Source organism: Streptomyces sp. NPDC091209 (genome assembly GCF_044757755.1).
GTDB lineage: Bacteria > Actinomycetota > Actinomycetes > Streptomycetales > Streptomycetaceae > Streptomyces.
Map to the genome: position 1 here is coordinate 89,566 of NZ_JBIVVR010000013.1, position 17,374 is coordinate 106,939.

Below are 17,374 nucleotides of genomic sequence, written 5' to 3' on the forward strand. Positions count from 1 at the left end.
CAGCACCCGTCCTGGTCAGGGCCGGTACTGCCACCCGCAGCCCAGGCGAGCCGAGCCCGGCCGGTGGCCGAAGTTGGAAGCTGCGCTCACGGTGGTCAATTCCGACCTGACGGCAACACTGCCGGGTCAGGACGCGCTGGTACTGATGGTCGTGCCGCCTTGGGAGCCCGCGCCCCGGGGCGCGATCGACGTGGACCAGGTCTACGTGGCGCTGCCGGACGGCCGTTGGCACGGCAATGCGGTGAACGCGTGTGATCTGGAGGAGGGTGATCCGCCGGAGCCGGACGATGCGACGACGGTCCTGGCCGTGGTCGCGGGTGCGGCACAGGAGACCGTCGTAGAACTGCTCTGGCAGGTCTGGCCCGTCTGCCGGGACCACAGGATCGGAATGCACCCGCGCCCCGCGGGAACCACGGGGCGCGGGTGCCACGGCGAGACGGACTCGGCCGGCCCGCCGGTGTGGTGGTGCCGGGGCAGCGGGGACTGCGAGTGCCACGACGTCTCCCTGGTGGGCGAGTTGGCGGCCACCTTGCCGGGACAGCAGCGCCGCGAGCCGCGGCGGCACGAGCGCGACGACCACGTTCCCCGTTAGCCACGGCCCGGACACCTCACCCACGTCGACGGGTCCGACGACCGAAGTCTGATCAGCCTCCCCGACGCGGGCAGGCTGCACGCACGGGAGGCAGCATGGCCGACAGCAGTCGCGGATACGTCAGGGACCGGCGTGGATGCCGCCATTGGGGCCCGCACGGCGCCGCGGGACTGCTCCTGCGCCAGGACAGCCGTTTCCTGCTCCAGCGCCGCTCCTGGCGGGTTCACCATGGCCGCACCTGGAGCATTCCCGGCGGAGCGCTCAAAGCCGGTGAAGACCCGTTGGAGGGGGCGCGTCGCGAGTTCGAGGAGGAACTCGGCCCGGTTCCGGCACTGCGTCCCGTCCGCATCTTCGTGGACGACCACGGCGGATGGGCCTACCACACCCTCGTCATGGACCTCACGGAGCCGTTTGCCCCGCGACGTGGCGACGGCGAAGGCGTCGCCTACCGGTGGTGCACCCCCGCCGAGATCGTCTCGCTCCCTCTCCACCCCGGATTCGCGGGCACATGGCCGCAGTTGCTGGCGGCCTTGGACGGGGTCTGACCGGTTGAGATCCACCTGGACGACGACGCTCGCCTTCCGCGTCGGGTCGTATCCCGCGAAGCTGTTGCGGTGGGCAGGTGGGCAGGTGGGCAGGTCGTCAGGTCGTGTGGTTCTGGGGACAGGTTCCGATGGGGCCTATGGCGCCGTTGACCCGGCGGCTGATCTCTCGCAACTGTGCTTGTAGCGGGTCCTGGTCAGGGGGTCGATCAGGAGGCGGCGGACCTCGGCGACGTGCCCGGGCGCGGTTGCCTCGACCTTGTCCCAGCCCGCGTCGGTCAGGATGGCGAGGCTGTACCGGCCGTCAGCGGGGTCGGGAGTGCGGCGGAGCCGGCCCTTGACCTGGGGCCGCTTCGGCACCCACGCCTTCTGACGGACGGCCCTTCGAGTCACCTCGCTGGCCTCCTCCTGGCGAGAGGGCGGGGCCCCCGCATGACCGTCCACCCGGTCGTGTCGTCGGCGCACGGCATTTCGTGGAAGCGGGAAGAGGTGAAGGGGGCAAGTCGGCGCGGTTCAAGGCGCGTTCGGGTGAGTGATCTTGGTGTCGGGGGTGCCGGAAGTTCGAGACGGCAACCGCATGGTCCAGTGCTGACTGTCTCGAACCATGCACGGTCCCTGAGGTGGCCGGTGGGCCTCCCTTCAAGGGGGCGCGGCAGCGGCATGGCATCGCACACCATCGAACATAAAGTCACAGAATCATCTCTTATGTCCGGATCCCGTCTCAGCCTCGGGGGATCCCCGCACCGCAGCACCCGCCCCACCAGGCTGGGCCCCTCACCGAATCCATCACCTGGGGGACCCTTGATGCTGACCCGCCTGCGCACCGGCGCCGCCGCCTTCACCGTGGCTGCCGCCCTCCTGACGCCGCTGGCAGCCGCCGGACCGGCCGCGGCCGCCGGCTGCGCCCACCACACCGTCGGGGTGTGCAAGGCCAACAGCCCGCACCCACGCGGCGCGACCGCGAAGTGCAAGGACGGCACCTACAGCTATGCCGCCCACTTCTCCGGCACCTGCAGCCACCACCGTGGCGTCCGCTACTGGTACCGCTGACCACCGCCCCGGGGCCCGTACATCGCAGGCCCCGGTTGCGGCGTTTCCCGGGTGGTCAGCCGCGTTTCCGTGCCCGGTACAGCCTGCGGGCGGCGCGGATCAGTGCGTATTCCAGCACGATCCCGGCGACCCAGGGGAAGCCGGACGGGTGTGCCCCGTCGGCCGCGTTGATGACGAGAGCGAGGAGGAGCAGGGGCAACAGGCCGGCCATCGCCGCCAGGACGACGAATCGGCTCGTCAGGGCCGTCCTGCCTCCGGCCGTCCTGCCCCCCGACTTCTTCCCTCTGCCGGCCGCGGCCTGCGGGCCAGGGGCCGTCCGTTCGCGCGGCTGTGGAATCTGCCCCGCGGTGCGGGCGGGCAGGGGGACGACCGCGGCGGCGGGCACGGCCGCGTCCAGCACCGCGAGTCGCTCGGGCGTGACGTCCCGGAACAGGGTCGGTTCGACGGTTACGCTGAAGCCGTCGACGCCGGTCAGTTCCCGGGCCCCGTCGGGGCGCGTCGTCATGGCGGCGCACGCCTCGTACCGCACGCTGCTGGGGCCGCCGGGCGTCAGCAGACTCACCCCTTCGGTACCGATGACCAGCGTGACGTCCTCGTCCTCGAGCGACGGATGCCGGGTGCCCGTGACCGCCGACGAGGAGTGGTGCGGGGCCGGAGTGAGGCCGGCCCAGTCGGCGCCGCGGGTCGGCACCTGGAGCAGCCCGCCGTTCCACGCCTCGCGGGCGACCTCGCGCAGGTCCGCCACGGTGACCGCGTGCAAGTCGGCCTTGTGCTGCTCGGGGGTCAGGATCGGGTGCCCGAGCAGGAGGCTGAGGGCGTACGACGCCAGCATCCCGGCGCCGAGGTCGGGAGCGTCGTACGCCTTGTTCAACTTGCCGCGCGCGGACTCGAGTTCGCTCTGCTCGATGGTGCCGGCGCGCAGCCGGGCCAATGTGTCGACGAACCCGCCGACCACGGCGTCCTGTTTCTGCGGCAGCGCGTCGGCGTACGCGGTGACGGTGGCGAAGTCGGCGTCGCGCGGGCTGTAGTGGGCCTCCGCCGAATACGAGTAGCCTCCTTCATGGCGCAGGTCCTGGAACAGGGCACGGCTCAGGACCTCGGCGAAGACGGCGGCCGAAGTGGACCGGCGCAGCACGGAGTTGAAGACGACGTGGCCGTTGTGACCCCGGAAGTAGGCGGGCGTGACGGGCAGCGCACTGGACGCGGCCGGTGCCGGGATGCGACCGCCCGCGGGCAGAGTGAGGTCCAGGCCGGCTGGTACCCGATCGCTGGTGATCCACAGCACCGCGTTGTCCCGGGTGAAGCGTGTCTCGGCCCAGCGCCGTACCTGGTCGGCTGTCAGACTTCGGGTTCCGAATTCCTCGAAGCTGGAGAGACCGTAGCCCTGGGCGCCGTAACGCCACAGTGGCAGCTGGGAGTCGGGACCGTTCCCGCGGCTTGTGGCCTCCGTGCGCAGGATCTCCTTCTCCGTTTCCAGACGGTCCAGCGGTAGGTCACGCAGGGCGGCGCAAAGACCGTTGAGATAGGTGACGATCTCGTCCTCGTCGCCGGTGACGTGGAACAGCGTGTACGCGTCCGCCGTCGTGCCGTTGTAGTGCAGATCCGACAAGCCCAGGCCGTGCAGGGCGAGGTGTTCGACGAGATGGGTGATCCCGGCCGTGGCCAGGGTCTCGTCGGCGCGGCCCACGCGGAAGAAGAGACCGGCCGTGATCTCGCCCCGGCGCGGCGCGTAAAGGGTCGGGATGGCCTGGGTGGTGGTGTGCGAGACGAAGCCTTCGAGGGCGTCGAGGCCAGGGTCTCGCAGGGAGCTGTCGGCCTTCGATTCGGTGGTCATGTCGGTGCGTCCCCTCAGCCCTTCGCCAGCGCCTTGTTGCGGTACGTGACGAACGCTTCCGTCCGATGCGGCAGGTAGTGCCAGGGGAACTCCGTCGGCCGGTCGCCGAGTTCACGGAAGTGCGGCGCCGCGTCGGCGTGGTGGCCGCCCAGCGAGAACGCCATCGCGAACGCGTTGTGGGCGCCGAGCCCGTACCAGCCGGGCCGGTGGTCGGGGTGCAGTACGGAGGCCTGGGCGGCCCGACGCAAGTCGTTGCGGACGGCCACGTCCCGCAGATATGTGGCGGCACTCGCGCCGTCCAGCACCAGCCAGTGTTCCAGATGAGCGTGCGCGACCAGGGCACCGGAGTGCGAACCGGCGGGCGCTGCGGCCACGGCCTCCTGGGCGAATCCGTGCGCGGCTTCCCAGGAACCGCCCCACTTCGGGCACAACTGCTGCAGGAGTTGTGCCTGCGCCGGGTAGTGGTGCGGGTGGTGGGCGCAGAGCCGGTCGTAGCGTCGGCGTGCTTCGGCCCGGCCCAGCTCCAGGCCACGGGCGGTGATCAGTCGTACGGTCCAGGCGTGGGCGTACGACGGATGCTCGCCGCACACCTCGATCAGGATCTGCTCGGCCCGCTCCAGGCAGCCGTGAAACCGGTCGAACTGCTCGCGGGAGACATGCGCGGCCTGGGCTCTGCCGCGGATACCCCATCCGACGCGGACGTAGTGGTCGGCGAGCAGGGTGCGCGGCAGCGGCTCGCCCGGGAGACGTGCGGCCGCGCGGCGCAGAAAGCCCTCGATGCCGTCGGTCCCGGCGACGATGCCCGAGGCGAAGGAGGCCTTCTCCGCCGAGTCGAGGGCCTCGAAGCAGGCTTGCACGGCGTCCCAGTCGGCCTTCCCGGTGGCCTTGCGCAACGGGACGAGTTCAGGAACGTGGTCGTGCTCGTCGAAACGCGGCCCCGGAGACCCCGGTCTGTCGCCGACAGTTGTGGTGCTCATGGTGTGCCCCCTGGCGTTCACCCGACGACGGCGCACCGATCGGCTTTGGGCGCGCCGACACATGTTGACGTGTTCAAGTCATCGCAGGTTATCAGCCGGTTGGGACAGGTGTGACTTCGTTTTCCGCCCTGCGAGGGCAAGGCCGCCCCGGCGGGTGATGCCATGGATGGCGTGGTCGTAGTAGACGTACTCCCGCTCCGATTCCCCTTCGATGGGGAAGAGTTGGTCGGGCCGGCGTGCGCGGCGCCGACCCGCCTGTGGTAGCCCGGACGATGTCGAGCATGTGGAGATGAAGGTAGCGGCGGAGAAGGCGCGTTCGGGCTCGTCTCGGATGTGAGACCACAGGCCACCGGTCAGGCCGGTAACCCACCCCCGGTGCCCTTCCCGGCCGCCGTCTCGGTCGGTTCGTTTCGCCGGTGCCGGCTCCTGGTGTCCAAGTGACTGTCCCTCCGACTCCGGGTGATGGCGTGTGCTCGGGTGCCCTCATGCCGAGAACGGCGTCCATCGCCGCCTGGACGGCGAGGGCTTTCGAGATCGCGAGCGCTGCCTCACGCGGCTTGATGGACGCCGTTGCCGATCAGGCGGACTTGTGCCGGGCGCCGCCCTCGACGTGGATCGTCTCGCCGGAGGCGAAGCCCGCGCGCAGGAGCCACATCACCGTGTCGACGACGTCGTCGGCCTCGCCGTGGCGTCCGACCAAGGTGCCGTCCGCGCTCTTGCTCAACAAGGCGGTCTTCTTGTCACCCAGGCGATCCCATGCGCCCGAGTCCACGACGCCGGGCGAGACGGCATTGACCCGTACCGGCGCCAGATCCGCCGCCAGGTGGCGCGCGGCGTACTCGACCGCACCGTTCGTGACGCCCTTGACGAGTGATCCCGGCCCAGGGCGCCAGGCGACCACACCGGAGAACAGCACCATCGACCCGGTCGGCCGCAGGACCGGCGCGAAGTGCTTGGCCACCAGCATCGGGCCGACCACCTTCGCCGTGAACGCCGCCAGCAGCTTGTCGCGATCCAGCTCGGTCGCGCGAACGTCGTGCGGCGCCGAACCGGTCGTCACGATGTGGTCGATTCCGTCCTTCAGCCGTGCCGCCGCGGCCGCGAGCGTCGACTCGTCCTGCAGATCGACCCGTACCGCTGTGCCTCCGATCTCGCGCGCCAGCCCGTCGGCCGCCGCCAGTTCGCGGGCACCGACAACAACGTCGTACCCGTCCTTCGCCGCACGCCTCGCGACGGCCGCGCCGAGCGCCCGTGCGCCACCGATGACAAGGATCCGTTCCATGTGTCTCGACTCCCTTTCGTAGGATCGAGTGCCACGGTATGGTTTTGATACCGGTATCTTCAACGAAACTGGGAGCAGCGATGGGCAAGGCGTACAACGTGATGGCAGCGACCTGCCCGAGCCGCACGGTGCTGCACCGTATCGGCGCCCGCTGGACCGTGTTCGTCGTCAACGCCCTCGACGACGGACCTCGCCGCTTCACCGAACTGAAGGGCCATATCCGGGGCATCACCCCGAAGGTCCTGACCGAGACCCTGCGCTCCCTGGAAGCCGACGGTCTGGTCAGCCGCCACGAGTACGACGAGAACCCGCCCCGCGTCGAGTACGCCCTGACACCGCTGGGCCGCTCTTTGCTCATCCCGCTCCGCGCCGTACGACTCTGGGCCGAGGAGCATGTCCCGGACATCGAGGCGGCCCGAGCCCGGCAGCCGATTCTCTGACCCATGAGTCGACTGCCGACATGAACCCCGGTCGCGGCCGGCGCGGCCAGGGCCTCGGCGAGTTCCAGAGGCCCTGGCCGTGTTCGACAAGGACTACCAGTCGTTCCCGCCGCCCCCTGATGGCCGTCCGGTGATGCCTGCCGCTTGAACGTTGCGCAGAGAGGCTCCCTCGAACCGGGCCCCGGTGACGTCGGTCAGCCCGAGCGGGGGCATGCCGGTGTTCACGCTTCCGAGTGTGGCGTCGGTCAGGTCGGTGTCGCGCAGGTCGGCGGCCCGTAGATCGCATCCGGCCAGGCATGCCCCGCGTAGCGAAGCCCCGCGCAGGTCTGCGCCGCTGAAATCGCACAGCGTGAACGAACACCCGTCCAAGGTGGCGTGACGCAGATCGGCCCCGGTGAACGAGCAGCGAGTGAACCGCAGGTGCGAGGTGCGAGCGGAGGCTAGATCCTGGCGCTGAAGTTCTCGCCGTTCACGGCCGCATAACGGGGCAGAGCGGCAAGTCGTCGTCTCGCGGAGGGTGGCGATGTCATGTGCGACAGCCTGTCAGCCCGATCGGTATCCGTCGTCCCCGTTCCCCGGCCGCGAGCCGCCCGCCGGCCGATCCCACAGGTCCTGGCGGATCGGAAAGGGATGGGCCGTGGTCGGATTCCCGAGTGGTCGCTCGTGTCATTTTCGCCAGAACAGGTGGTGCGTCACGCCGCTCGGGCTGGGGACGACGTCGAGACGGAACCGGTCGAGCAGGTCGTCGGGCGACTCCCAGAGCCGTAGGCCGGACCCGAGCTTCACCGGCGAGACCGCCACGTGCAGGGTGTCGACGAGGTCGGCATCAAGGAACTGCCGGACGGTGGCGATCCCGCCGCCGAGTCGGACGTCCTTGCCCCGCGCTGCCTCCCGTGCCCGGTCGAGGACCGAGATCGGGCTGCCGTCGACAAAGTGGAACGTGGTGTCGGAGAGCGTGATCGAGGGACGCTTGTGGTGCGTCATGACGAACACCGGGGTGCGAAACGGGGGTTCGTCACCCCACCAGCCGCGCCAGTCATGGTCGGTCCAGGGACCGCGCTGCGGGCCGAACTTGTTGCGGCCCATGATCTCGGCGCCGATGTTGCGTGCGAAGTCCCGCGTGAAGTAGTCGTCGAGGCCTCGGCTCCCTCCGGGGTCGCTGCGCATGGGCCAGCTCGCCGTGGCGCCGGCCCAGGCGAACAGCCTCTCGGGATGGGCGTGGCCGAACGGACTCTCGAAGCTCTGGTGCTCACCGGCTCCGATGCCGTCACTTGAGACGTTGAAGTTCATGACTCTCAGTAGCTGATCCATGTGTTTCCTCTTCAGGTCCTGGTCGCAACCTCGTGTCGCGAAGCGCCCCCATCCAGGACGTCGAACGGGACGTGCCCGGATCGACAGCGGCCCGCACCTTCTTCCTGGTGGCCCGCGGCGACCGGGTCGATGTCCTGGCCGTCGGATCCGTCGACGCCGAGGTCGGCCCCTTGATGGCCCGGCCGTTACGGCTGGACCGGCGGCACCGGGACGACGGGCCACCTCGTCCGGGTCACCGGAACGGTTCCTCTTGCTCAGTGGCTTCGCAGCGACGGCTGCCGTCTGGTCGTCACACGAGGTGATCAGCCGCCGAAGGCGCCGTCAGTGTGATGTCGCGGTCCCGGACGCAACCGAAGTGGGCCCTTCCGAGCTCTGGACCAGTAACCGCCGCAGCTCACCTGGTGAGGAGACAGAGATGACCCCCTGGAACAGCGAGACCCTCGGTTCCTGCGCCTTCGTCGACCCCTATGCCGCATCTTCCCGGGACGCCGCCTGGCCGACTCCGGACCAGCCCCGCGATGAGATCGACTCCTACCTGCCGCCGCCCGACCCCGCCCGCCGCCTCAGCTACACCCTCGACCCGCACGACCAGCGACGCCTCGCCCTGCACGCGACACTCACCGCCGCCGGTATCCCGCCGATGCCTGAAGACCGTGCCGTCATTGACCAGATCAGCGCCCTCCCGGCAGACGTCAACGACGTGCTCCAGCGCTGGCTGCATCACGCTCTATAGATGTCCACGAGGGGGAGCGGTGCTGTCGGCGAACCCGGGCCGGGCGTCTTCGCACGACGCAGGTGGGCTCCTTCACCTGCTCCCGGCTATCCTGCTTCGTCCTGAACAGGCCAGAGAGGTTCCGCACCATGAACAGCACCATGTCGTCCTTTCCCGAGCGGATCGAGCTCTCGGGGGAGGGTCTCGTTCTCCGTGACTGGACGGAGGCGGACCTCACGGCGATGCCGGAGCTGTTCGACCACCCCGACATCGCCTACTGGACACCGCTCGTCTCCCCCTTCGACGAGGCGGCCGCCCGCGCACGCCTGGAACGGGACCGGCGGATGAGGGCTGAGGGCACGAGCGTCCTGCTCGCCATCACGGTCGACGGCGGCGCACCGCTCGGCGAGGTGATGCTGCGGCGCGCCCCCGAGGGCACGGAGCTCGGCTACGTGGTCGGTCCCGCGCACCGCGGCCAGGGGCTCGCGACGCGGGCGGTAAAGGTGATGGCCGCCTACGCCTTCGAGCAGTTGGACGCTGGGCAGGTGATCCTGGAACTGGAGGCCGAGAACGCGGCCAGCGTCGCCGTGGCCACCCAGTCGGGCTTCAGCCTGCTCGACGTGCCCTTGATCACAGGAGAGGAGAAGGGGCGGCCCTACGCCCTGCAGACGTGGGGTCTGAACCGCCCCTGACACTCAGCCTCCTCGTCGAGCGGCTTCCGCCGTGAACGGCGAACTCGTCCGGCCGGCACACCGGTTGCTCGGGACGCGCCGTTACTGCCACCGCACTGCGCCCCGGCCCGTGCTGTCCTGGGACAAGCACGGGCCGGGGCGCGCTTCGATCATGCGACACGGTACCGAAGGGCGTAGCCGTCGGGAGCCGGTGCCGTGCCTCCCGTGTGGTCTGAACTCCCAGTTTCACCAGACCGGTCGGGACGGCCGCCATCAGTTCCACGGTCCGGTCCAACGGTTGCGCGGTCCGGTCGTACGGGTCGACGGCCCGGGAATACAGCCCGGGTCCTACGGTCCGGTGTCGAACTCCGGCGGCTGGAGACCTGCGAGGCACCTCGTGTTCGGCGCTGTCGGGCTGTCGAAGAACGAGTTGGTGATCGCCTGGGCGCACGGCGACTCGGCGAAGGTGACATGGGCGACGTAGGGGACCGTGATGGTGGTGGACCGGCTCAACGTACGGGCGACATACGCACCGTTGCTCGGCGCGGTCTGGGCGTCGAACCCGCCCGACAGGACGAGGGTCGGGATGTCGCTCCGCGTCACGTCACGCACCGAGCGGGGTGCCGCCGGGACGTCCCAGGCTCGGCAGTCCGCGTGGAGGAAGGGAAGTTGCGGAGCGTTGGCGAGCACCGAGAGGGGGAAGGAGGGGAACGCGCGCCGCCCTCCCCGGATGACGTCGGCCTCGCTCTCGAAGGGTGTCCACTCGCGGCAGAAGACCCCGTAGGCGAGCCCGTGGGCAATCCTGCCCACGGCTTGCGGGCTGAGTTTGCCCCCCGCCCACTGCTCCGCGACGCGCTGCGGGTTGCCGTGGGCCAACTCGTCGATGGAGCGGGGCACTCCGGCCGCCACGTGGGTGGCCGAGGTCAGCCAGTTCACCAGGACGCCGCCGTCCAGTACGACCTTCACCGGCGCCGGTTGGCCCGGCACGGTGACCATGGTGGTGAGCGGCCGGGCTTCGAGCCGGCGGACGAGGCGTTCGAACGTGTCCGACAGGTGCGGGTAGCGACGGTTGCAGGAGGGCTGCTCGGCACAGGCCGTGAACAGGCCGTCGAAGCCCTGCCGTGCGGCGCTCCAGGTCACGGCCCCTCCTGCCAGGGACGGCGGCAGGACGCCGTCGATGCCGACCGACCGGATGCCCTGGGGGTGGTCGCGCATGTAGATGAGGGCCAGGTCGGTGCCGTAGGAGATACCGAAGACGTTCCATCGCCTGATGCCCAGTGCGACGCGCAGGTCGGCGTAGTCGGTGGCGCTCTCGGTGCTGTCGTAGGCGCTGAGGTCGCCGCGCCTCGCCGACTGCTCGCGGCAGGTCCGCGTCGCGTCGACGTGCAGGCGCCCGGTGGACGGCGCACCGTAGACGAGGCCCAACGCCCGCGCGTTGAACTCGTCGATGTTCGGGCAGGTGAGCACGGGGTCGGCCGAGTAGGTCCCCCGCTGGGACATGAGGATCACGTCCCGGTCGCGGTTCAGGCCTCCGTCGACCGCCAGTTGGGCCTCGGAGACCGCGTCGTCGCCCGGTCCGCCGGCGAACCACACGATCGGATCGCGTGCCGGTCTGCTTGCGAGCGCCGGAACGATCGCGACCCCGAGGGTGATCTTCCGTCCCCTGTGACGGGAACGGTTCTCGGGCACCGTGAGCGTTCCACAGCGGGCCCCTTCGAGAGCCGGGGCAGGGTCCGCCGTCCTCGGGCAGTCACCCGGCACGAAGCGGGCGTCGCCCACCGTCCGGGCGACTGTCCCGAGAGGCGCTGCCGGGCCGGCCTCGGCTCGCGCGGGTGTCACGGTGAGGCCGAGGGCGAGGACGCCGGCCGTTGCTCCGGCCAGCACGGCCGGGAGCCGTCGCGGGGTGCTCCGGTGGTGGGGTGGACGGCTGGACATCATGAGCTCTCCGGGTCGGGGGTGATGGTGAACGGTTTCGGTGCGAGCCCCGCCACACAGGCCGTGTCGGGCGAGCCCGGCTGGGTGAGGAAGGACGCCAGGACGCTTTGCGCGCAGGGCGACTGCGCAACCACCCAGTGGCCGATGCCGGGAATCAGCACGGCCGTCGAACGGGACAGGGTACGGCCCGTGTACGGTCCCCAGCGCGCTCCGGTCTTCGCGTCGAAGCTGCCGGAGACGATGAGCGTCGGCACGTCGCTGACGGTCGCGATCCGCTGGACGGGGGTGCGGTCCGGGACGTTCCAGACGCGGCACACGTCGTGCTCGAAGGGAAGTTGCGGAGCCTGGGCCAGGACCGAGTCCGGCCACCCGGGGAACGCCCTGCGACCGGCTCTCAGCAGGTCGGCCTGCGAATAGCCCGGTACCCACTCGCTGCAGGCCACCGACTGGGTCAGGCCGTGGGCGAACTCGCCGATGACGGGATGCGCGCCGGCGGCGGCGGCCCGCGCGAAGCGCTCAGGGTTTCCGTGGGCGAGTTCGTCGAGGGCCGCGGGGACGTCGACGGCCGGGACCGCGTTGGCGACCAGCAGGTTCGCCAGCGCACCCCCGTCGAGGACGACCTTCACCGGGTCGCCGCCGCCCGGCGGCCGCGCGGTCGTCGTGAGGGGACGCGCCTCCAGCCGCCGGATCTGCCGGGTCAGTGTGCGCGGGAGATCCGGGTAGCGGCGGTCGCACAGGGGCTGGGCCGCGCACGCCGCGAAGATCGCGCCGATCCCCTCCTGGGCGCTGTCCCAGGTCCACGGCAGGCTCACGATCTGCGGCGGTACGACGGAGTCGATGGCCACCGAGCGGATACCTTGCGGGTGGCGGCGCAGGAAGGTGAGGGCCAGATCGGTGCCGTAGGAGTACCCGTAGACGTCCCATCTGCGGATGCCCAGCGCCTTGCGCAGGTCGGCGAAGTCGGCGGCGTTCTCGGTGGTGTTGTAGGCGCTCAGGTCGATTCCGTCGGCCGTCAGACGGTCCCGGCACTTCTTCGCCGCGCGCACCAGAAGGCGCCCGGTCGACGGCGCGTCGTAGCGCAGGCCCACGGACCGGGCGTTGAACCGGTCGATTTCCGGGCAGGCGAGGTTCGGCCGCGAATGCAGCGTTCCGCGCTGAGCCATGACGATGAGATCGCGGTCCCGGTTCACACCGGCGTCGATCAGGAAGGGAATGTCCGCCATCGTGTCGCCACCGGGGCCTCCGCTCATGAACACCACCGGGTCCTTTGCCGGTGTCGCCGACGCGGCCGGAATGATCGCGACGGTCAGCCGGACGGTCCGCCCCCGACGGTGGGCGCGGTTCTCGGGCGCCTCCAGAACCCCGCATCGGCCGGGGATCGGTTCGGGTGTGTTCGGGCATGGACCGGGCACGAACCGTGCCGCAGATCCTGACCCGGCCTCACCGACCGGTGGTGAGACGGCAGGGCCCGGTGCCGCGCCGGCCGCTCCCATGAAGGCCAGAGAGGCCGCGACGAGCGCCATGGTGGTGCGCGCGCGCCGGGAGCGTCGCCGTGCGTACCGGTGCTGCATCCTTTTTCGTACGGTCCCGCCGTTCCCGTGAACGGACGGCAGGCAGCCGGGACTGATGCCCTGTTCCGTCATGTGATCCCGTCTCTCCGACGGCCCCGGCCGTCTCGACCGGAACGACGCCATGTGGCTTCGCCCGCCTCCGTATGGCCGGGGCGGGGACTGCGTACGCCAGCCTGGGTCGGTGGCGAGACGCCCACCACTCGTGGGCTCCACTTGGGCCTCGGTATCACCCCGGCGCCGATCACCCGGTCGTGCCGAACAGTCACTCGGCCGGTTCGTGCGCTGCGCTCCAGGACTGATCGACGCAGGCCCGGCTCGCCCCGGACGGTGGGCGGCCGCCGGTGGGCCCGGGCGGCTCGGGCAGTCTCACGACCCGCTGCTGATCAGCTGTCCGGCGCTGTCGGAGGCTTGGACTTGGCGGGGTGTGTTCCGTCCTCGGCGGATGGACGCCGTCCCGGCTGCGGCACGTCGAGCGGCCCAGCCTCTTCGGTGTGGGCGGTGTGCCTCGGCGTCTTCCTACCGTTCCGGCTCGATCAGCGGGCAGGCGGCCAGCACGCGGAGCGGGCTGGCCGCCGCAGCGCGCGGCACGTCGGAGACGCCCATCACCATGGAGCCGATTCTCGGCATGCGCCGATTCTGGCGGACGCCGACAGGCTCGTCAGTGAATTCCGACCCTACGGCGGGGCGAACGGCGCCTGATGCAGGCCTGGTTCACCGCGCGCACGCCGGCGAGGAGCACCCTTGTTTCCGACACCGGCGCCGGACAGCGACAAGGGCGAACCTCGCCCGTTTCCCGCGAACACTGATCGCCGGGCGCGACGCTCGAAAGCCGCGCGGTGATGGCGGCGACCCCGCGACCGGCACCTCCAGGACGAGCCCGACCGTTCGCGAGAGGTCCGATGCCGCCGTCAGCGCACCAAAGGGAGGAAGACCGTGTCGACGATCTCCTCGAGGACGTGGTCGGGCACGGGGGCGAAGGTCGTGAGGATTTCGTGGCGCAGCAGGTCGAAGGGGAGCGTCCTGATGCGTTCGGTGAGGCGTTCCGGTTGGGCCTCGCCGCGGTCGATGGCCCGGTCGAACAGTACGTCGAGCCCTTTCTCGCGCCCTGTCGTGCGGAGGTCGCCGGGGCCGGTGCCGGTCTCCTGGTAGTAGCCGGCCAGGTGCACGGTCATGAGGGTGACGAACTGGACCCGGGTGGCGTTGATCTCCCGCATGAGGGCGAGGACATCCCCCCGCAGGCTTCCCGTGTCGGGAACGTCGAGGCGGTGCTTCTCCAGGGTGTGGACGATGGCCGCCCGCACGAGTTCGTCACGGTCGGACCAGCGGCGGTACAGAACGGGAGGGCTGGTGCCCGCCCGCCGAACGACGGCGTCCATCGTGAACCTGGCGTAGCCGGTGTCCGTGAGTTCTTCCCAGGCCGCATCGAGGAGCGCCTGCTCCAGTGCCGCCCCGCGGCGCCGCTCGGGCATCCGAACCTCCCTTGGATAGATTTGCCTATCTTATTCTAGCGCCCTACTCTGGCCGTCGTAAGACAGGACTCTCTATCTTAGGTGGCTGCTCGTGAGAACTCCCAACAAGACCGGACCCGTACTCGCGGCGGCGGACCCCTCTCCTGGCGCACCCCGGTCGTTGCGCGAGGCCTGGGTGGCCCTGGCCGGACTGTCCGCGGTGTTCCTGTTCGAGATGCTGGACGATTCGATCTTGAACGTCGCGTTGCCCACGATCGGACGCGAGCTGCATGCTTCGACGATCGCGCTGCAATGGGTGACAGGCGCGTACGGAGTCGTGTTCGGCGGTCTGATGCTGGTGTTCGGCGCGGTGGCCGACCGGTACGGCCGACGACGGATCATGCTCATCGGGCTGACGCTGCTCGGCATCGCGAGCCTGGCGACCGCCTTCGTCACCACCGCGGAGCAACTGATCGCCGTCCGGGCGGTGATGGGCGTCGCGGCGGCGATGACGACTCCGGGGTCGATGGCCCTGGCCTTCCGGCTGTTCGATGAGGAGGGCCTGCGCGTCCGTGCGATAACGCTCATCTCGACCGTTGGTCTGATCGGGCTCGCGATCGGCCCGACGACGGGAGGCTTCGTGCTCGCCATCGCGCCCTGGCAAGTCCTGCTGCTGGTGAACGTGCCGATCGCCGTGCTCGCGATCATCGGTGTACGGGTCGGCGTCGCCGCGGACGAAGCTGCTGACCTCCACCGCGACCCGGTGGACGTCCTGGGAGCGGTGCTGGGCACGGCGACGATCGTGCTCGCGCTCGTCGCACCGACGCTGTTCGTGAACGAAGGCACCCGCTCATGGGGACCATGGACGGCCACCGCCGCGGCCGTTGCGGGGGCGATCTCCTTCTTCCTCCGCCAGCGCTCGACCCGCCATCCGCTTCTCGATCCGAAGCTCGTCGCCCGCCCGCTCGTCTCCAGCGGTCTGGCCTACAAGGCCGCCGCGGGTCTCGCGACCGCCGGCCTCGGCTACATGGTGACGCTGCAACTGCAGCTCGACTGGGGGTGGACGCCCGCGCTCGCGGCGATCGGAATGCTGCCGCAGGTCGTCGTCCTCCTCGCGGCCGGCCCGTTCATCAATCCGCTCGTGCGACGCGTCGGTATCGGCCGCGCCGCATGGCTCGGTGCCGCGGCGGTCGTGTTCGGGCTCGCCATCTACAGTCTGCTGAGCCGTTTCGGGTACGTATGGGTCGCGCTCGCGCTCGTACTCGTAGCCGCCGGTCTGCGCGTGGCCGGTGTCGTCGCCGCGGTCAACGTGCTCGGTGGCCTGCCGAAGGACCGGACGTCGATCGGCGCGGCGCTCACCGACACCGCGACCGAAGTCACCTCCGGCGTCGGTATCGCCGTCACCGGCACCATCCTCGCCGCGCTCTTCACCGGCAACATCGCCACAGCGAACTGGAGCAGGCGGCAGTCCGCGGAATTCCAGGAGGCGGTCACCACCGCTGGTCTCGTTCTCACCGTCGTGGCCGCGGCGCTGGTCGGGTGGGCGATGCTCCGCGCGCGGAGTGCCGCGGACGGCCAAGCGGACACGCCCGTCGCCGACCCGATCGGCGAGCAGACCACGGCATGATGCCGGCTCGCGGCCGGGATGACAGGCAGCCAACTTGGGCGGTGGGTCGAACCGGTCGCGACCCGCGTCGTCGATCATCCGACCTGGGACAGCATGGTGTCAGGGACGGGCCGGGGAGGCGCTGAGAGAGCGGGAAACGTGTTGCGGGGCAGGCGCGGCGGCCGCATCATCCCCGGATGGACGACATGCCGAACCGACTCCCGGAATGTTTGCCGGCCCTGCGTGCCGCGGCGCGCGAAGCCGACTTCACCAGGTCCTGCGAGGAGCGCACCGGCAGCCTGCTGGCCGTCCTCGCGGCAGCCTGTCCCGGTGGCCGCATCCTCGAACTCGGCACGGGTGTGGGGGAAGGCACCGCCTGGCTCCTCAGTGGAATGGACAGCGCTTCTCGCCTGGTCACGGTCGAACGTGACCAGGCCGTGCAGCAGGTAGCCCGCCAGGAGTTGAGGTCCGATCCCCGGGTGACCTTCGTGACCGGAGACGGCGGCGCATGGCTGCGGAACTACGAAGGAGAACCGTTCGACCTGGTGTTCGCGGACACCTGGCCCGGCAAGTTCAGCCACCTGGAACGCGCCCTGCGACTCGTGGCCCCCGGCGGAACGTATCTGATCGACGACCTCGACCCGCGGCCCGACTGGCCGACGGACCACGAGGCCGCGGTCGAACGGCTCCTGACCGACCTGGAGTCACGAGAGGACTTCCGCTCCGTCCGCATGGCCTGGGGGAGCGGGCTCCTCATGGCGGTGCGGTCGGCCCGGAACCGAGAGCGATGAAGAGTGCGACGACCGGCAGGCGACCCGGCTCCTGCCACCGGTCCCTCCACTCCCTCCCCTTGGACGGCAGCACAACCCTCGACACCTTTCAGGCGTCCAGGACGTGACCGGATGGCAAGGCCCAGATCCACATCGCCATCCCCACCGACAACGAACCCGTACCGGCCACCTCCGGTGGGGCGTCCACCGGAGGCGGTTCGACAGGCGGGGGCGCCACAGCGGGCGGCGGCGGGAACGACCCCGAGGGCCAGTCCACCGGCGGTTCGGGCAGCACGGGCAGCACCGGTTCCACGTCGACCGGTTCCACGTCGACCGGTTCCACGTCGGCCGGCACTTCGACGGACGGCTCCACCACCGGTTCCGGCGACGGCAGTTTGGCCAGCACCGGCTCCGACGGCACCCCGCTCATCGCCGGCGCCGCGGCTGCCACGGCCGCCCTCGGCGGTGGCCTGGTCCTGGCCGTACGCCGCCTTCGCACGACCGCCAAGTCCTGCTGAGCGCCGTGCCCTTGAGGCCGCAGTCCTGACAACTCCCTGTCCCTGAGGCCCGAAGCCGGAGGTACCCCACCCGTGACCGGCGCGGTGCGGTGATCGTCGTAGGCGCGCATTTACG

At 70.4% G+C, this 17,374-nt stretch carries 18 protein-coding genes; 8 read left to right on the forward strand and 10 right to left on the reverse strand.

Annotation, left to right across the window (positions count from 1 at the left end; genetic code table 11):
- Positions 1-91 precede the first annotated feature (91 nt).
- The gene (locus tag ACIQRL_RS31670; protein WP_401337955.1) at positions 92-592 is read left to right on the forward strand and encodes a hypothetical protein; all 501 of its coding nucleotides are present in this window, start codon (positions 92-94) and stop codon (positions 590-592) included.
- A 95-nt stretch (positions 593-687) separates the two neighbouring features.
- Positions 688-1,137 (forward strand): NUDIX domain-containing protein, encoded by a 450-nt coding sequence (locus ACIQRL_RS31675; RefSeq protein ID WP_401337957.1) that lies wholly within the window; start codon positions 688-690, stop codon positions 1,135-1,137.
- A gap of 135 nt (positions 1,138-1,272) precedes the next feature.
- Here the strand turns inward: ACIQRL_RS31675 and ACIQRL_RS31680 are convergent, their stop codons facing one another.
- Positions 1,273-1,527: a hypothetical protein gene (locus ACIQRL_RS31680; RefSeq protein ID WP_401337959.1), complete on the reverse strand. Its 255-nt coding sequence runs from the start codon at positions 1,525-1,527 to the stop codon at positions 1,273-1,275.
- A 411-nt stretch (positions 1,528-1,938) separates the two neighbouring features.
- Between ACIQRL_RS31680 and ACIQRL_RS31685 the strand changes: the two genes are divergently transcribed.
- A complete protein-coding gene (locus ACIQRL_RS31685) occupies positions 1,939-2,184 on the forward strand; it encodes a DUF3761 domain-containing protein (RefSeq protein ID WP_401337961.1) in 246 nt (81 codons plus the stop codon).
- Positions 2,185-2,239: 55 nt separating this feature from the next.
- Here the strand turns inward: ACIQRL_RS31685 and ACIQRL_RS31690 are convergent, their stop codons facing one another.
- The 3 genes from ACIQRL_RS31690 to ACIQRL_RS31700 form a co-directional block, all read right to left on the reverse strand.
- Positions 2,240-4,018 carry a M16 family metallopeptidase gene (locus ACIQRL_RS31690; protein ID WP_401337963.1) on the reverse strand — a complete coding sequence of 593 codons (1,779 nt, stop codon included), beginning with the start codon at positions 4,016-4,018 and terminating at the stop codon, positions 2,240-2,242.
- A gap of 14 nt (positions 4,019-4,032) precedes the next feature.
- The gene (locus ACIQRL_RS31695) at positions 4,033-4,995 is read right to left on the reverse strand and encodes a hypothetical protein (protein WP_401337965.1); all 963 of its coding nucleotides are present in this window, start codon (positions 4,993-4,995) and stop codon (positions 4,033-4,035) included.
- Positions 4,996-5,572: 577 nt separating this feature from the next.
- The gene (locus tag ACIQRL_RS31700) at positions 5,573-6,277 is read right to left on the reverse strand and encodes an SDR family oxidoreductase (protein WP_401337966.1); all 705 of its coding nucleotides are present in this window, start codon (positions 6,275-6,277) and stop codon (positions 5,573-5,575) included.
- Between the two features lie 80 nt (positions 6,278-6,357).
- On the opposite strand from ACIQRL_RS31700, the gene ACIQRL_RS31705 reads away from it, so the two are divergent.
- Positions 6,358-6,717, forward strand: a complete 360-nt coding sequence (locus tag ACIQRL_RS31705) for a helix-turn-helix domain-containing protein (protein WP_355855098.1) — start codon at positions 6,358-6,360, stop codon at positions 6,715-6,717.
- Between the two features lie 93 nt (positions 6,718-6,810).
- Here ACIQRL_RS31705 and ACIQRL_RS31710 read toward each other — a convergent pair whose 3' ends face one another.
- Positions 6,811-7,242 (reverse strand): pentapeptide repeat-containing protein, encoded by a 432-nt coding sequence (locus ACIQRL_RS31710; protein WP_401338230.1) that lies wholly within the window; start codon positions 7,240-7,242, stop codon positions 6,811-6,813.
- 141 nt (positions 7,243-7,383) lie between these two features.
- Positions 7,384-8,028 carry a dihydrofolate reductase family protein gene (locus tag ACIQRL_RS31715; RefSeq protein WP_401337967.1) on the reverse strand — a complete coding sequence of 215 codons (645 nt, stop codon included), beginning with the start codon at positions 8,026-8,028 and terminating at the stop codon, positions 7,384-7,386.
- Positions 8,029-8,443: 415 nt separating this feature from the next.
- Here ACIQRL_RS31715 and ACIQRL_RS31720 point away from each other — a divergent pair, with 415 nt between their 5' ends.
- Positions 8,444-8,761 (forward strand): hypothetical protein, encoded by a 318-nt coding sequence (locus tag ACIQRL_RS31720; RefSeq protein ID WP_401337969.1) that lies wholly within the window; start codon positions 8,444-8,446, stop codon positions 8,759-8,761.
- 128 nt (positions 8,762-8,889) lie between these two features.
- Complete coding sequence (locus tag ACIQRL_RS31725) at positions 8,890-9,432, forward strand: GNAT family N-acetyltransferase (RefSeq protein WP_401337971.1); 543 nt, start codon at positions 8,890-8,892, stop codon at positions 9,430-9,432.
- 327 nt (positions 9,433-9,759) lie between these two features.
- Here the strand turns inward: ACIQRL_RS31725 and ACIQRL_RS31730 are convergent, their stop codons facing one another.
- The 3 genes from ACIQRL_RS31730 to ACIQRL_RS31740 form a co-directional block, all read right to left on the reverse strand.
- Positions 9,760-11,349 carry an alpha/beta fold hydrolase gene (locus ACIQRL_RS31730; protein WP_401337973.1) on the reverse strand — a complete coding sequence of 530 codons (1,590 nt, stop codon included), beginning with the start codon at positions 11,347-11,349 and terminating at the stop codon, positions 9,760-9,762.
- On the reverse strand, positions 11,346-12,596 hold the full coding sequence (locus ACIQRL_RS31735) for an alpha/beta fold hydrolase (RefSeq protein ID WP_401337975.1): 1,251 nt from the start codon (positions 12,594-12,596) through the stop codon (positions 11,346-11,348). The genes ACIQRL_RS31730 and ACIQRL_RS31735 overlap by 4 nt, the downstream gene beginning before the upstream one ends.
- Before the next feature lie 1,229 nt (positions 12,597-13,825).
- The gene (locus ACIQRL_RS31740) at positions 13,826-14,386 is read right to left on the reverse strand and encodes a TetR/AcrR family transcriptional regulator (RefSeq protein ID WP_401337977.1); all 561 of its coding nucleotides are present in this window, start codon (positions 14,384-14,386) and stop codon (positions 13,826-13,828) included.
- 91 nt (positions 14,387-14,477) lie between these two features.
- Here ACIQRL_RS31740 and ACIQRL_RS31745 point away from each other — a divergent pair, with 91 nt between their 5' ends.
- The gene (locus ACIQRL_RS31745) at positions 14,478-15,992 is read left to right on the forward strand and encodes an MFS transporter (RefSeq protein WP_401337979.1); all 1,515 of its coding nucleotides are present in this window, start codon (positions 14,478-14,480) and stop codon (positions 15,990-15,992) included.
- A gap of 209 nt (positions 15,993-16,201) precedes the next feature.
- Positions 16,202-16,762 carry an O-methyltransferase gene (locus ACIQRL_RS31750; RefSeq protein WP_401337981.1) on the forward strand — a complete coding sequence of 187 codons (561 nt, stop codon included), beginning with the start codon at positions 16,202-16,204 and terminating at the stop codon, positions 16,760-16,762.
- A gap of 88 nt (positions 16,763-16,850) precedes the next feature.
- On the opposite strand, the gene ACIQRL_RS31755 is transcribed toward ACIQRL_RS31750, so the two are convergent.
- Positions 16,851-17,192, reverse strand: coding sequence for a hypothetical protein (locus ACIQRL_RS31755; protein ID WP_401337983.1), 342 nt, complete (start codon positions 17,190-17,192; stop codon positions 16,851-16,853).
- Between the last annotated feature and the right edge of the window lie 182 nt (positions 17,193-17,374).

Excerpts from the sequence above, each read along its gene's own strand:
- ACIQRL_RS31675 (WP_401337957.1), top strand. The coding sequence starts at position 688 with ATGGCCGACAGCAGTCGCGGATACGTCAGGGACCGGCGTGGATGCCGC.
- ACIQRL_RS31685 (WP_401337961.1), top strand. The coding sequence starts at position 1,939 with ATGCTGACCCGCCTGCGCACCGGCGCCGCCGCCTTCACCGTGGCTGCC.
- ACIQRL_RS31690 (WP_401337963.1), bottom strand. The coding sequence starts at position 4,018 with ATGACCACCGAATCGAAGGCCGACAGCTCCCTGCGAGACCCTGGCCTC.
- ACIQRL_RS31695 (WP_401337965.1), bottom strand. The coding sequence starts at position 4,995 with ATGAGCACCACAACTGTCGGCGACAGACCGGGGTCTCCGGGGCCGCGT.
- ACIQRL_RS31700 (WP_401337966.1), bottom strand. The coding sequence starts at position 6,277 with ATGGAACGGATCCTTGTCATCGGTGGCGCACGGGCGCTCGGCGCGGCC.
- ACIQRL_RS31705 (WP_355855098.1), top strand. The coding sequence starts at position 6,358 with ATGGGCAAGGCGTACAACGTGATGGCAGCGACCTGCCCGAGCCGCACG.
- ACIQRL_RS31715 (WP_401337967.1), bottom strand. The coding sequence starts at position 8,028 with ATGGATCAGCTACTGAGAGTCATGAACTTCAACGTCTCAAGTGACGGC.
- ACIQRL_RS31720 (WP_401337969.1), top strand. The coding sequence starts at position 8,444 with ATGACCCCCTGGAACAGCGAGACCCTCGGTTCCTGCGCCTTCGTCGAC.
- ACIQRL_RS31725 (WP_401337971.1), top strand. The coding sequence starts at position 8,890 with ATGAACAGCACCATGTCGTCCTTTCCCGAGCGGATCGAGCTCTCGGGG.
- ACIQRL_RS31730 (WP_401337973.1), bottom strand. The coding sequence starts at position 11,349 with ATGATGTCCAGCCGTCCACCCCACCACCGGAGCACCCCGCGACGGCTC.
- ACIQRL_RS31735 (WP_401337975.1), bottom strand. The coding sequence starts at position 12,596 with ATGAGCGGAGGCCCCGGTGGCGACACGATGGCGGACATTCCCTTCCTG.
- ACIQRL_RS31740 (WP_401337977.1), bottom strand. The coding sequence starts at position 14,386 with ATGCCCGAGCGGCGCCGCGGGGCGGCACTGGAGCAGGCGCTCCTCGAT.